The 14,396-nt window shown below is 58.9% G+C and carries 11 protein-coding genes; 6 read left to right on the forward strand and 5 right to left on the reverse strand.

Annotated elements, in window-relative coordinates:
- Position 1: 1 nt before the first annotated feature.
- The 5 genes from G505_RS0104375 to G505_RS0104395 all read left to right on the forward strand — a co-directional run bounded on the left by G505_RS0104375 (position 2) and on the right by G505_RS0104395 (position 5,967).
- A complete protein-coding gene (locus G505_RS0104375) occupies positions 2–715 on the forward strand; it encodes an ABC transporter ATP-binding protein (RefSeq protein WP_028108472.1) in 714 nt (237 codons plus the stop codon).
- Between the two features lie 10 nt (positions 716–725).
- Positions 726–2,039: an ABC transporter permease gene (locus G505_RS0104380; protein WP_028108473.1), complete on the forward strand. Its 1,314-nt coding sequence runs from the start codon at positions 726–728 to the stop codon at positions 2,037–2,039.
- Between the two features lie 9 nt (positions 2,040–2,048).
- Positions 2,049–3,251: an ABC transporter permease gene (locus tag G505_RS0104385; RefSeq protein WP_028108474.1), complete on the forward strand. Its 1,203-nt coding sequence runs from the start codon at positions 2,049–2,051 to the stop codon at positions 3,249–3,251.
- A gap of 68 nt (positions 3,252–3,319) precedes the next feature.
- The gene (locus G505_RS0104390; protein ID WP_028108475.1) at positions 3,320–4,651 is read left to right on the forward strand and encodes a sigma-54-dependent transcriptional regulator; all 1,332 of its coding nucleotides are present in this window, start codon (positions 3,320–3,322) and stop codon (positions 4,649–4,651) included.
- Positions 4,648–5,967 (forward strand): sensor histidine kinase, encoded by a 1,320-nt coding sequence (locus G505_RS0104395; protein WP_028108476.1) that lies wholly within the window; start codon positions 4,648–4,650, stop codon positions 5,965–5,967. Before G505_RS0104390 ends, G505_RS0104395 begins: the two co-directional genes overlap by 4 nt.
- A 52-nt stretch (positions 5,968–6,019) precedes the next feature.
- Here the strand turns inward: G505_RS0104395 and cyaB are convergent, their stop codons facing one another.
- From cyaB to G505_RS0104415, 4 genes are all read right to left on the reverse strand, one after another.
- Entirely contained in the window at positions 6,020–6,574 is a 555-nt protein-coding gene (gene cyaB, locus G505_RS0104400) for a class IV adenylate cyclase (RefSeq protein ID WP_028108477.1), read from the reverse strand.
- Positions 6,575–6,677: 103 nt separating this feature from the next.
- Positions 6,678–8,480 carry an SLC13 family permease gene (locus tag G505_RS0104405; RefSeq protein ID WP_028108478.1) on the reverse strand — a complete coding sequence of 601 codons (1,803 nt, stop codon included), beginning with the start codon at positions 8,478–8,480 and terminating at the stop codon, positions 6,678–6,680.
- Positions 8,481–8,911: 431 nt separating this feature from the next.
- Entirely contained in the window at positions 8,912–10,960 is a 2,049-nt protein-coding gene (locus G505_RS0104410) for an OPT family oligopeptide transporter (RefSeq protein WP_028108479.1), read from the reverse strand.
- Positions 10,961–11,023: 63 nt separating this feature from the next.
- On the reverse strand, positions 11,024–12,220 hold the full coding sequence (locus G505_RS0104415; RefSeq protein ID WP_035385074.1) for a cation:proton antiporter: 1,197 nt from the start codon (positions 12,218–12,220) through the stop codon (positions 11,024–11,026).
- 205 nt (positions 12,221–12,425) lie between these two features.
- Between G505_RS0104415 and G505_RS0104420 the strand changes: the two genes are divergently transcribed.
- Positions 12,426–13,058, forward strand: coding sequence for a trimeric intracellular cation channel family protein (locus G505_RS0104420; protein ID WP_028108481.1), 633 nt, complete (start codon positions 12,426–12,428; stop codon positions 13,056–13,058).
- Between the two features lie 265 nt (positions 13,059–13,323).
- On the opposite strand, the gene G505_RS0104425 is transcribed toward G505_RS0104420, so the two are convergent.
- A complete protein-coding gene (locus tag G505_RS0104425) occupies positions 13,324–14,133 on the reverse strand; it encodes a hypothetical protein (protein ID WP_028108482.1) in 810 nt (269 codons plus the stop codon).
- Positions 14,134–14,396: the final 263 nt, after the last annotated feature.

Consider the following 14,396-nt stretch of genomic DNA (forward strand, 5'->3'; position numbering starts at 1 on the left):
CATGCTGCACATGGATAACATTGGCAAGGTGTTTCGCACCGATCTTATCGAGACCCACGCCCTGAGAGGTTTTCACCTGGAGGTGAAAGAGGGAGAGTTTGTGGCGGTGACCGGTCCCTCCGGCTCAGGCAAAACCACCTTCCTGAACATCGCCGGCCTGCTGGAGAGCGCCAGCAGCGGCCGCTACTACCTGGACGGCGAGGAGATCAGCATGCTGACCGACCGTGAGCGCTCTCAGCTTCGCAACGAGAAAATTGGCTTCATCTTCCAGGGCTACAACCTGCTGCCGGATTTGAATCTGTTCGACAACGTCGACGTGCCTTTGCGCTATCGCGGCTTTAACGCCGCCGAGCGCAAGCGCCGCATCGAGCAGGCCCTGGAGCAGGTCGGCCTGGCCGCCCGGATGAAGCACCTACCCTCTCAACTGTCCGGCGGTCAGCAGCAGCGGGTGGCCATCGCCCGCGCCCTGGCCGGTGAGCCGCGCATCCTGCTGGCCGATGAACCGACGGGCAACCTGGACTCCTTGATGGCCCGCCAGGTGATGGAGCTGCTGCGCGACATCAACCGCAGTGGTACCACCATCATCATGGTGACCCACGACGCCGAACAGGCCGCCCAGTCGCAGCGTAACATCCACATCGTCGACGGCCAGGTGTGCGATCTGGCGATGCTCAACCGCCGCCGTGCCCCCGAGGCGGCCGTGGCCCAGGCCTGAGGAGAACACCATGCTCGCGTATCATCTGAAGCTGGCCTGGCTCAGCCTGAAACAGAGCCCGGTGATCAGCGCCTTGATGGTGCTGGCCATCGCCATCGGCATCGGCACGGCGGGCACCAGCCTGACGGTGCACTACACCATGAGCCACAACCCCATGGCCCATAAGGATGACAGACTCTATGCCCTGCAGTTGAAGAGTCATGAAGACGGCCATGACACCGACAATGAAGATGGCCTCTACTATCAGATCACCTATCAGGATGCGGTGAATCTGAGCCAGCAGGCGGGGCCGCTGCGCCAGTCGCCGATGATTCGCACCGGTTTTACCGTCAAGCCTGGCAAGCCCGACGCCTATCCCTTTATCGCCGATGGCCGTGCGGCCACCCGAGATTTTTTCCCCATGTTTGAGGTGAGCTTTCTCCATGGCGCCCCCTGGAGTGCCGAGCAGGACCAGCTTGCTTCTCCGGTTACCGTCATCAGCCAGAGCCTCAACGACAAGCTGTTTGGTGGCGGCAACAACGTCGGTAAAACCATAGACGCCAACGGCAAAAGCTACACAGTCGTAGGCATTATTGAGGATTATCGGCCTCAGCCTCTGTTTTACGACGTCAACAACGGCGCCTTCCACATGCATGAGGAGATGTTCATCCCCTTCAGCCTGCTGCCGGTGCACGAAGTGGAAGCCTGGGGCAACACCAATGGCTGGAAGCAGGAGGAGATCAACAGCTACGGGGACAGGCTGACCTCAGAGCAGTACTGGGTTCAGTACTGGGTTGAGCTCGACGGCAGCGAGCACAAATCGGCCTACCTGCAGCAGCTGTCAGCCTACATCGAACAGCAGCAATCCCTGGGGCGATTTCCTTCAGAGACCGCCGTTGCCAGCCTACGCAGCGTCAGCCAGTGGCTGGCGTACAACGAGGTGGTCAGCGAGGATAACCGCATCTTGCTGGCACTCTCTTTCCTGTTCCTGCTGGTGTGTCTGGTGAACATGGTGGGTTTGTTGCTGGCCAAATTTCTGCGCCGGGCCAACCATGCGGGCATTCGCCGGGCATTGGGGGCCAGCCAGAGTCAGATTCTGGCTCAGCATATGATGGAGGTGATGGTGATTGGCCTGTTGGGGGGGCTGTTGGGCAGCCTGTTCTCCCTACTGGGGCTCGCGGGTTTGAGGCAACTCTATCCAGGTTATGACCAACTGGCGCGCATGGACTTCACCATATTGGTGGCGTTGATCACTCTGTCCACCATCGCGGCGCTGCTGGCCGGACTGTTTCCCGCCTGGCGAATCGGCCGCACCAACCCAGCCACTTATCTGAAGAGCCAGTAGGAGACCACCATGTTTGAGATAAAACCCATCTTCTCTGCCCTGCTGCGTAGCAAGAGCGGCCCCCTGCTCATCATCCTGCAACTGGCCCTGACCCTGGCGGTGGTGGCCAACGCAAGCCACATCATCCAGGAGCGCCTGGAGCTGATGGCCCGGGATACGGGCATTGCCGAGTCCGAGCTTATCGGCTTTACCGTATCAGAGATGCTCATGGACAAGGACTTCATCAGCCAGCGCCGCCAGGATGAACAGGCCCTTCGTGCCATTCCCGGTGTCATCGACGCCTCGGCCAGCAACCAGATACCCCTGACCAACAGCGGCAGCTCCACCACCATCAGCTCCAGCCTGGAGGACAACGGGGTAGACCTGAATATCGGTTACTTCCAGGGTAACGAGCACCTGTTTACCACCCTGGGTCTGACCCTGGTCGAGGGCCGGACCTTTACCGCCAACGACATCATGACCGATTTCAAACTGGGGGCGCTGCCCACCCAGGTGATGCTGAGTCGATACGCCGCCGAACTCTACTTTCCTGGCGAAAGTGCCGTGGGCAAGCAGGTGTATCTGCGGGACACCCCCATCGAGGTGATTGGGGTGTATGACCGATTGCAGACTCCCTGGGCTCAGCGCAGCCACACCTACGCCAGTGCCCTTATCCCGATGGAGAACGCCTCCTTCTTCGCCCGTTACCTGGTGCGCGCCGAGGCGGGACAGCGGGACGCGGTACTCAAGCAGATTGAGGAGACCTTACTGAAGGTGGATCCGGACCGGGTGATCAGTGGCCTGCGCACCTTTGACCAGATTCGGCAACGGGCCTATCGCAATGACAACGCCATGGCCAAAATGCTGGGGGTAGTGATTGTGCTGCTGCTGGTGGTCACCGCCCTGGGCGTGGTGGGGCTGGCCAGCTACAGTGTGGGTCAACGGCGTAAGCAGATCGGGACCCGCCGTGCCCTGGGGGCCACCCGCACCGCCATTGTCCGTCATTTTCTGACCGAGAACCTGATGGTCTGCCTGGCCGGTGTCTTGCTCGGCAGCCTGGGGGCCGTCGCCCTCAGTCAATATCTGATGACCCATTATGAACTGACCCGGTTGCCACTGTTCTACCTGTGGACCACCCTGGCAGGTTTGGTGCTACTCAGCCAGTTGGCCGCAGCAGCACCGGCCCTGCGGGCCGCCAGGATCTCACCGGCCCTGGCCACCCGTTCAGTCTAGGACGGAGTACTGGATACTATGTTAAAAATCCGTAACCTATGGGGAACCCATCAAGGAGAAGTGTGGCCATGGATAGGATCTTAATCATCGACGATAACCCGGCAATCGGCGAGGCGCTGTCGTTGCTGCTGGAACTCGATGGCCACAGTCCGCTGTGCTGCAGCTCACCCGACGCGGCGCTGGAGGTGCTGGAACAGGAGGAGATCGCCCTGGTGATTCAGGACATGAACTTCAGCGCCGACACCACCTCGGGGGAGGAGGGTCGCACCCTCTTCCACCAGATCCAGGCAAAGCAACCCGGATTGCCGATCATTCTGCTCACTGCCTGGACCGATCTGGCCATGGCAGTCGAGCTGGTAAAAGCCGGCGCGGCGGATTATCTGGGCAAACCCTGGGAAGACCAAAAACTGCGCCTGACCGTGACTAACCTGCTGGAGCTGTCCCGTCTGCGCAGACAGGAACGTGCCCGCCAGTATCAGCAGGCCAACCAACTCAACCAGCTGTCGAGCTTTAACCTGTGCGGCATGCAGGTACACAGCCCGGCCATGGTGTCCCTGCTGGAAACCGCCACCCGGGTGGCCCCGTCGGATCTGCCGGTGTTGATCACCGGCCCCAATGGCGCGGGCAAAGAGCGGATCGCCGACATTCTCCACGCTAACTCGCCATTACGTGACCAACCTTTTATCAAGGTGAATGTGGGTGCCCTACCCTCAGAATTGATGGAAGCCGAGCTGTTCGGGGCAGAAGCCGGCGCCTACACCGGCGCCAGCAAGACACGGGTTGGCCGCTTTGAAGCCGCCGACGGCGGTACCCTGTTCCTGGATGAGTTGGGCAACCTGCCGCTTTCCGGCCAGGTCAAACTGCTGCGGGTACTGCAAACCGGCGAGTTTGAGCGATTGGGCAGTCATCAGACCCGTAAAGTCAGGGTACGGGTGATCAGTGCCACCAACGCCGATCTGCCTGCGGCCATTGCCGCCGGAACGTTTCGCGAGGACCTCTACTACCGGCTGAACGTGGTGCAGCTGGCCCTGCCGCCCCTGGCGGAGCGTCCCGAAGAGATCCTGCCGCTGGCCGGCCATTTTCTGGGCGAGAAGGCTCAGCTGCTGGAGGACGCCAAACGCGCCCTGCTGGCTCACCCCTGGCCGGGCAACGTTCGCGAGTTGGAAAACGCCATCTCCCGGGCCAGTCTGCTAAGCCAAGATGGCCAGATCAGCGCAGCCGATTTGGCCCTGCAGGCGCCGCCACCCAGGGTGGCCACCTCACCGACCGAACTGGACGGCAACGCCATCACCCAGGCGCTGGCTCGTCATGGTGGTGTCATCGCCCGGGCTGCACGGGCGCTGGGTGTATCACGCCAACAACTCTACCGCCGCATGGAGAAGCTGGGGATGGAACGTTGAGCCTGAGAGTGCTGCTGGTGCTGATGTCGCTGCTGGCGTCGCTGTTGGCAGCCGCCGGCGCCATGGCAATACAGCAGGTATTGCCAACCTTCGGCCCCATGCCTGTCTGGGTGCAGCTGCTGGTGCTGGTCAGTCTGCTTTTCGTCCCTCTGGTGACTCTGCTTTTTTACCTGACCCGGCCACTGCGCCAGGGGCTGGCGTCTCTGGAAGCCGGCGTGCTTAACTTTTCCGATTCCGACTTCAGCGCCTCACTGCCGGTGCGAGGCTCACCGGAGATCAAGGCGCTGTCGGTGCATTACAACCAGATGGCGGTCAAACTGCGACAGGAGCGCTACACCCTGCATCAACGGGAGCTGATTCTCGATAAGGTGATACAAAATTCGCCGGTGATGGTGCTGCTCACGGATCAGGAGCGACGGGTGATTCTGGCGAACAGAGACACAGAACGCTTCTTTGGCCAGAGCCAGCTGGAGGGCTTGAGTCTCGATAGCCTGCTGCAGAACCAGCCAGACGCCGTAAGCACCTTGTTTACGGCTCAACAGGATGGCCTGTATCAACTGAAGTTGACCGAAGGCAGCAGTGACACCTATCATCTGGTACAGGGACGATTCCAGCTGCACAACCGGCCTCACAGGCTGATACTTATCCGTTGCCTGACCCGGGAACTGGCACGGCAGGAGGCGGCAGCCTGGAAGAAAGTGATCCGGGTGATCAGCCACGAGCTCAACAACAGCCTGGCCCCCATCAGCTCCATGAGCCACAGTGGCCGATCCCTGCTGGATGCGCACAGCGACCGCAGGTTGCAGAGGGTGTTCAATACCATCGAGGAGCGCTGTGACAGCCTTAATCGCTTCATTCAGGGCTACGCCACCTTTGCCAAGCTCCCGGCCCCGCGCCCCGAGGCGGTGTCCTGGACTGAGTTTATTCAAGGGCTTTCTGCCCAGTATGGGTTCAAGTTGGATGGGACGTTGCCTGGACAGCCCGGCTGGTTTGATCCCAGCCAGTTGGAGCGCGTTCTGGTGAACCTTTTGAAGAATGCCGCAGAGAGCGGCAGTGAGCCGGCTGAGATCACCCTGTCAGTGTGCACCAATGACAGTGGAGTACAGATGGTCGTCAGGGACAGAGGCAGCGGCATGAACGCGGCGGTACTGGACCAGGCACTGTTGCCCTTCTATTCCACCAAACACCAGGGCACTGGCCTGGGGTTGGCTCTGTGCAGGGAGATTGTCGAGGCCCATGGCGGCCAGATTCAGCTGCAAAACCGTCAGGGCGGTGGGTTAAAGGCCGCAATCTGGCTGCCTGGTCAACAAGGTTAACCGCCCAAGGGGATTCACCCCCGCCTTCCGAAGGCGCTACATTGGGAGTTGATCAGCTCGCCCGGCTTTCCACAAACATCTGCTTGTAAGACTTGGTCTGCAGCGCAGCGTCTGTCAGCCCAAACTGTTTTGCCAGGGCTTGAAGCTGAGTACGGTAGATGGCCAGCTTAGAGGCGTCATCAGTCATAATGGCAAACTCAGCAAAATCACCTATGCCCTCCAGAGAATCGACGGTGATGTGGAACTGTTCGACAAAATAGATGCTGCGGGTCTTCTGGGCCTTCAGTACCACGTCGAAGCCCATGGTGTCCAACATGCTCAAAGCGGCAGAAAAGTCTGCAATATTAGTGGCTTCGCACCTGTCCGGTTCGGGCCCCTTGACTATCCACAATTGAATGTTGGACGGCTCGACGGTGCGGATGCACAGACTCTTGTTTTCCGCGTGCAGAGACCCGTCAGGACGATCGAAATACCAGTCTGTTTCGATGTTATCTTGATGCATGACTTCATGAGGGATGTGGCGCAGCGTGTTCAGGAACTCTGACTTCGAGTGGAGGCGGTACTTTAACTCGACTTCGTATTTTCCCTGAAAATGGGTATCGGTCATGCAGGAGGCCCAATCGAAATGGCAATGCTACCACGGGTCAGACAGTCAAACTGTGAAACATGACCTCAAACCGATCCAGTTAGCCTGCCCTGATAGATGAGCGTCAACCCTGCAACGGCCAGATAAGAAGCAGCATCGGCAAGGATACCACCAGCACCAACAGTTCCATAGGCAGACCCAGACGCCAGTAGTCTCCAAAACGAAACCCCCCAGGCCCAAGAATCAGCGTATTGTTTTGATGACCTATCGGGGTAAGGAAGGAGCAGGAGGCACCAACGGCGACCGCCATCAGGAAAGTGTCGGTGTTGACGCCCAGCTGTGCGGCCAGGCTCACGGCTATCGGGCACATCAGCGCAGCCGTCGCGGCATTGTTCATAAAGTCCGACAGGGTCATGGTCAGCACAATCAGGACAGCCAAAACCACCTCGGGCTGTTGGATGTCAAACAGGCCGAGACTGGATTGGGCAATCCAACTGGCGGTTCCGGTGCTCGACATCGCACCCGCCACCGGCATCATTGCCCCCAGCAGGACGATGACCGGCCAGTCAATGGCGTTGTACAGCTGGCTCAAGGGGGTGATGCCGAGCAGCAGAAACAACACAACGCCAAGAACGAAAGCGCTGGCCGAGGTCATCAGGCCGGTACCGCTGATCAGTAGCACACCGATAAGTATTATCAGCGCCAGCAAGGCTTTGCCGGTGTCGTTCAGGGCCAGGTCTCTCTGCGCCAACGGTAAACAGCCATACCCACCCGCAAAGGCTGCCTGAGCATCCGTGTCCCCCTGCAACAACAGCAGATCACCGGCTCTGAACGGGGTGGTCTTCAGTCGATGAATGGTGTGTTGGCCATGCCTTGAAATGGCCATCAGGGTCAGCCCGAATCGGTTGCCCAGACCAATATCCATTGCGGAGCGACCGAGCAGGATGGAGTTGGGCATAACGACATATTCCTGAAAGGTGGTTTCTCTGGGCCTGTCGTCCTCCTCGGTTGCGGGCGGGCGTTTACTCTCCTCAATGGCCGAAGAAGGCAGTTCCATCTTCAGCAATGACAAGGCAGTGCTGAGATCTTGTGGCTCCAGCTCAAGCAAAAGGGTGTCGTTCTGTGCCACCTTACGCCAGGGTAATGCCGGGCTCAGCTTTATGTCTCCCCTGTGCAAAGCCACGACTTGACCATCAATACCCTCCTGCTCAAGAACGCTTTCCAGTTCCGTCAGAGACATTCCTATAGAGGGACTCTCCTTGCTGACAACAGCCTCAGTCAGATAACTGCCGCTCTCAAAGTCGCTGCCCAGCTTGGCCGTACGCCGAGGCACCAAACGCCACCCCAGCAACACCACAAAGGCGACACCCGCTAAGGCAACGACGATCCCAACGGGTGCAAAATCGAACAGCTGGAAATGCCCGCGACCAATTTCGTCCCGGAATCCTGAAACGATCAAGTTCGGCGGCGTACCAATCAAGGTGATCATGCCGCCGAGTATGGTGCAAAACGACAACGGCATTAATAACTTTCCAGGAGCCATGTCAGACTTTCCGGCGACGGAGATGGCCAGGGGCATCAACAGGGCCATGGCTCCGACGTTGTTCATGAACGCTGAGAGAAAGGCGCCGATGAGGCAAAGCACGGCAAGGGAGATCAGGGGCCCGGCCTTGCGGGGCATGAGCCGATTCGCCAGGAGGTTCAAAACGCCGCTGGACTGCAACCCTGCGCTGACGATGAGTACCCCGGCGACCGTGATAACCGCCGGATGGGAAAAGCCCTGAAAAGCCTGTGCATCAGGTACCAGACCCAGGAGGACACAGGTTAACAAGGCGATAATGGCAATCACATCGTGACGCCAGCTGCTAAAGAAGAACAACAAAATGGTGCTGGCAAGAACCGTGATGACCAACAGGTGTTCGGACATATGTCCCCGGTACTTTTTCAGAACATGGCTTCAGTATGACGCTTGCCTGGATAAGGGCAAACTGGACTACAGATTGATTTCTCCCAATGGATCAATGCCCCTGGCGATGTCACCGATCTGCCTTTGCAAGCGAATAACGCCTGGGCCTGTAAGGTTGCAGGAGATCCATTTCCTTTGATCCACATCCTTTGGTGACGCATGCTCAGGTGCTAGGTTGAAGGTGTTGCGCACAGGAGTGCGCCTGGAATTCAAGGACTGATTATGAGGCAATGCTCAAAATGCCAGAGGGTCATCCCCTCTCACCATGGCAGGTGCATCCGCTGCCACCCCCCGACCCTAGCCGATCGGCTGCTGATGCCGCGACGCCTTCGTTACTCCAGCCTGTTGGTGTTTGGCGGTTTGGGACTCCTGCTGCTCTATTGGTTGCCTGGCTAATTCTGCTGTTCATGCGTGCGAGTGGTCTGTTTAAGCAGATAGAGACAGATCAGCATGATGGCGGAAAATCCCAGCACCCCACCCAGGCGCCAGGTAGGTAAAGGTGAGCCAATAAAGGCGATATAGAGCGCTATGCCGACACCCATCAGTGCTTCTCCGGTGATCAGACCGGAGGCCAGCAATACGCCACGGTTGTTGTTGGTCTGGTCGTTGCCCCGGTTCTGTCGAGCTCTTTGCTTTGCGACCATGGCAGCCAACACGCCGCCGATGAAGATCGGCACCGACAGGCCCAGTGGCAGGTAGATCCCCACGGCAACCGCCAGGACCGGGAAACGAAACGACGCGTTGCGCCTCTCCTGAACGGTATCCAGGGCTATCAGCGCGACGGCCAGAGCGAAACCGATGTAAATGAAATTCCACTCTATCCCCTGGCCGAAGATCCCCTGGGCCAGCGCCATCATCAGTCCGGCCTGGGGGGCGGCGAGTACCCGGTCTGGATCGCCCCCCTCTAAGGGGCGGCCAATGCCGTACCCCGCATCCAGCACGCTGAGGATCAGCGGGATCACCAGCGCCGCAGAGACAACCCCAACCACTTGAAACAGTTGCTGTCGCCAGGGGGTGGCGCCAACCAGATGACCGCATTTCAGATCCTGCATATTATCGCCGGCGATGGCGGCGGCAGAGCAGATCAGGGCCGCCAGATAGATCACCGCTATGGGACCCAGCATGGCGCCGGGCCCCTCCTTACCCATGATATTGACCAGAATCAGCGCAGACGTGATCACTGTGGCTATGGTCACCCCGGAAATGGGATTGTTGGAACTGCCCACCAGCCCCGCCATATACCCCGCCACCGAGGCGAACAGGAATCCCAGGACTAGCATCAACACCGTCATCAGAGCCGCCACCATCAACTTGTGCTCATAATCGGTCATGGCGATGTAGAAGATGGAGTAAAGCGGGATGATGGAGACGGCCACCACCAATAGAACGATGGAGAACGGCGTGTCTGCCTCGGTTCTGGGAAACGCACCATCTATGCTGGTGCGGTGATGGCGATAGGCCTTAAGCGACGCGCGAATGCCCTTGGTAAGCGGCTTAGCCAGAGCCACCAGCGACCAAAGGCCACCAACCATCATCGCCCCGACACCGATGTAGCGACACTTCTGCCAGGCCGCGCCAGCGATGCTGCCCCACTGTTGCTGGCTGATCTGTTCGAAAGAGAGTCCCGGGCTTAGGCCTGCCGCCACGAGAACCGCATCCTTGTTGAACAGCCAATTCAGTGGCACCCCGATGATGGTGCCGATGACCCCGCCAAGAAACACCAGCACGGCGATGTTGATGCCGACAATGTAACCTACACCAATCAGGGCGGGACTCAGGGTTATGCCTCCGCTGAACAGGTAATTGCCGCCAAACCAACTGCGAACGGTGCCAATGCCTCCGGCAAACAGCCCCAATCCGGACTCCATCAGTTTGTAGACGGCCCCCAGGGCACCCGCTTGGGCCAGAAGTTTGATTCCCGGGGTGGGCTGTTCGACCGGGTGTTGAGCCGGTTTGTCTCTGTCGGTCTCAATCCCCCCGGTTTTCAGTACCTCGGCGGTGGCCAGGCCTTCCGGGTAGGTGAGCCTGGCTTCAACAATCAGGGCTCGTCTTAAGGGAATGGTGAACGCCACCCCCAGAATGCCGCCGACGATGGCGATGGACACCATGGGCCAGTAGAGGTAGCCATGCCAGGCCTGCATCATCACCAGTGCCGGAATGGTGAAGATGATTCCGGCAACCAGAGACTCCCCGGCGGATGCCGAGGTTTGTACCATGTTGTTTTCCAGGATGTTGGAGCGACGAAACAGACGCAGAATTCCCAGCGATGCGGCGGCGGCGGGAATGGAAGCTGAGACCGTCATCCCCACCAGCAGGCCGATGTAGGCGTTGGCCGCAGCCAGCAGCACGGACAACAGCATCCCCAGTAACAGGGCCTTAACCGTGATCTCATCCAGCAGCCGCTGGGGGCCGACAACCGGAGGCGGAAGCGGTTGATTCATGGGTGCTCATCCAAACTCTACCCTTATTCCAAGCTAGCAGACTGTGGTCAAAACGCACCAAGGCTACTTGAGTTTGCGCAGTAGCAGGCCATTGGTGGTGCCTTGAACCAACAGGCTGAACAACACCACTCCAAACACCATGGACTGTATGGTCCACCAATAGGGCAACTCGGTCGGCAGTGACAGCACCAGGGCGATGGCGATGGCTCCTCTGAGCCCGCCCCACACCAGCAGCCCTTGCCAGGCCAAACTCAGGGGCTGTACCGGTTTCAGTAACAGGGCGCAGCCGGTAACCGCCACCAGACGTCCGGCCAGGGCGGCGAGGATGGCTATGGCCATCGCCAGCCAGCGCTCAGTGAACATCTCTAGAGTGATCACCAACCCCATGATGACAAACAGCAGCGAGGTAAAGGTCAGCCCCAACCAGTTCCAGCCGAGAGTGATGGCGTCGAGGTTGACGTCTGCTGGCCGCTCGAGCCGCCACCTGACCACCAGAGCACCGGCCATTACCGCCAAAATGCCGGACAGGTGCAGCCAGTGCTCGGCCAGATAGAAGCTGGAAAAGGCCAGGGTCACCATGGTCATCATGGTGGCGTCGGAACGATTGAGGAAGCGGCAGAGTAGCGCTGCCAGCCCGCCAAGCAAGGCCCCCAGCAGCAACCCTCCGAAAAACACCTTTAGAAAGGTGCCAAGATCAGAGGTGGCCACACTGCCCCCTTCCCGCAGGGCAAACCCCAGCAACAGGCTAAAGAGCACAACGGCACTGGCATCATTAAACAGGCTTTCTCCCTCGAACAGGGTGGTCAGTGCTTGCGGTGCTCGCTGACTTTTCAGCTGGCTGATCACCGAAACCGGATCGGTGGCAGCCAAAATGGCGCCGGTGAGCAGCGCAGCCAGCCAAGGGAAGCCCTGAGGATGGCCTAACCCCCAGTAGGTCAGTGCCCCGATGACCACCATGTTGATGACCACGCCCAGGGTCGCCAACGTCAGGACGGGCGCCAGCCATTGCTTCAGTTGCTCAGGCCTCAGGTGCCAGGCGGCCTCGAAAATCAAAATCGGCAACACCACAAAAAACACCAGGTCCTTGAGGTAGTGCGCCCTTATGCCGGTATCCAGTGACAAGACGCCTAAGGCCTGTCCGGCCACAAAGCCCACCAACAGGCAGGCCAGGGTGGTGTCCAGCCGGCATGCCTTGGCGATGACCAGCCCGGCCAGGGCCAGGGTGATCAGGGACAGCACCTGTCCTAAGGTGGTCAGCATGGGCGTCTCTTGTTTAGTTGGGTGTCATCCCCTTAAGTTAGTCGACTTACCCCTTTTGCCTAAGGCCGCAACCAATGCAACGGCTCGGTAACATGGGATAAATCGCGCTAATCCGATCCCTCTTTTGTTTCATTTCCAAGGGCTTTTGTCCTTTGACACAATCCCTCGCCCTACCCTGATTCTTTTAAAGCCGGGAGCGTGTTGGGTGACTGAAATGCAATTGATTCTGGTGCTGTGGTTGGTTGGCGTGCTGACCGAAGCGATCACTGGCGCCCTGGCGGCTGGCCGCAACCGCATGGATCTCTTTGGTGTGGTGATGGTGGCCTGCGTCACCGCCATCGGTGGCGGCACAGTGCGGGATGTCCTGCTTGGAGGCTACCCTCTCATCTGGGTGGCCCACCCTGAGTATCTGGTGGCGATCGCCATTACGGCGCTGCTGACCGTGGCCTGTGCGCCGGTCATGCGCTATCTCACCCGGTTGTTCCTGACCCTGGATGCCCTGGGTCTGGCGGTGTTCTCCATCATCGGCGTTCAGAAAGCGCTCTCTTTGGGTCACACTCCGGTAATAGCCATCGCTTCTGGCCTGATCACCGGCATCTTTGGTGGCATTTTGCGCGATCTGTTCTGTCAAAGGGTGCCCCTGGTGTTCCAGAAGGAGCTGTACGCCCTGGTGTCCCTGGTTACCGCGGCGCTCTACATGGGACTGACCCTGGCCGAACTGTCTGAATGGGTAAAACTGGCCGTCTGCCTGCCCCTGGGCTTTGGTTTACGATTATTGGCGATCCGTTTGCACTGGTCAGTGCCCACCTTCGACTATCAGGAGCAGACCGCTCACTAGAGCGTTGCTGATTATTTTTGCTTAGGCATCCAGCCACTCAGGCCCCGATGTGTGGACATTGTGCCCAAGATGAAAGAGTACCCAGACGGAGCAAAGCGCCCTTCGGGGCCGGACTGACAACCACTACTCTTCGTCGTTCGATTTTGACGTAGAGCAACCATGCCTACAATCGAACTTCCTGATTAGTCGTCGTCATCCTCGGCCAAATTCTAAACGCCAAAGATCAACACGCCCTAAGAAAGGCGCCAATTGGCGCCTATTTGCTTTAATCCACCACCAAAGAGAGGTGGATACGCTCCTTGTTCCACAGTTCGATGATCTTCCTGGTTTTCGCCTGATTCCAGTAGCACTTGCCAAACAGGATGATGCCAGCCCCCTCGAGTTGCTCCCGCTCCTCTATGCCAAAGCGCTTCAGCAGATGGTCGCGGTAGCGGCGAATGGGGATGCCGGTGTCCTGACAACCGGCGGGGTTGAGCCACAGCATCTCCTTGTCCGAATGAGACAGGGTACCCCAGAACATCTTGGGTCTTGCCTCCTTGGCGTTGTCGGCCGCCTCCGCTTCGGCGAAGGGAACAAACAGGTTCTTCGCCTTAAATTGATAGCCTTTGTCCAGCTCAATCAGGGCGTCGCTGGCACCAAGGTCGCTGTCTCTCAGCAAGCTGTGCAATGCCTTGGTCAGGGTTAATGGCTTAGGCTTGCCCGCTTTGGCTGGGGCTGTTGAGGCCCTGATGTTGCCGGTGCTCGCCGGGGTATCAGGTTTGCCCTCAGGCGGCTCCTCAAAGCTGAACGGGGTGACCGCCTGGTTCAGCAGTCGGTCCACCTCTTTGGCATCCTTCTCCTCTTTCTCACGCTGGGCGGTGCGCCGTTCGAGGGTGCACGCCTGAGTGTGATAGCGCGAGCCAAAACAGGCGGAGCGACCGTGGCTGCTGGCCTTGCGATAAAACGCTGGTTGGAGACACTCGGGACAAAACAGCTTCTGGCGCTTGCTCTCTCGCTCCTCAAGACTGAGCGCTTCAAAGCCGATGATGGAGTACAGGTGCTGCTGATCGCCTTCTATCCAGATTGCATCAAACATTACTTAGGCCGGTAACTCACTGAACAATGGTTCTTTATACCATAGCCTCGGCCGCTTGGTGCGCTTGAGTGCACACAGGGTTGATTGAGGCCACGGCGCTGCACCACCAGGCAGGAAACCAGTTTCCAAGGGGAAGACCCACCCCTCTTTGCCCGGGTGGCCCGGCTTGAACCTCGCTCCAGAAATGTGCGTCCTTAAGCGACACATTGCCGGGAAAACTCAGTGATTTGAGCTGTGGTAATGGCTCCCCCTTTCCTGAAAAT

Source organism: Ferrimonas futtsuensis DSM 18154 (genome assembly GCF_000422645.1).
GTDB classification, from domain to species: Bacteria; Pseudomonadota; Gammaproteobacteria; order Enterobacterales; family Shewanellaceae; genus Ferrimonas; species Ferrimonas futtsuensis.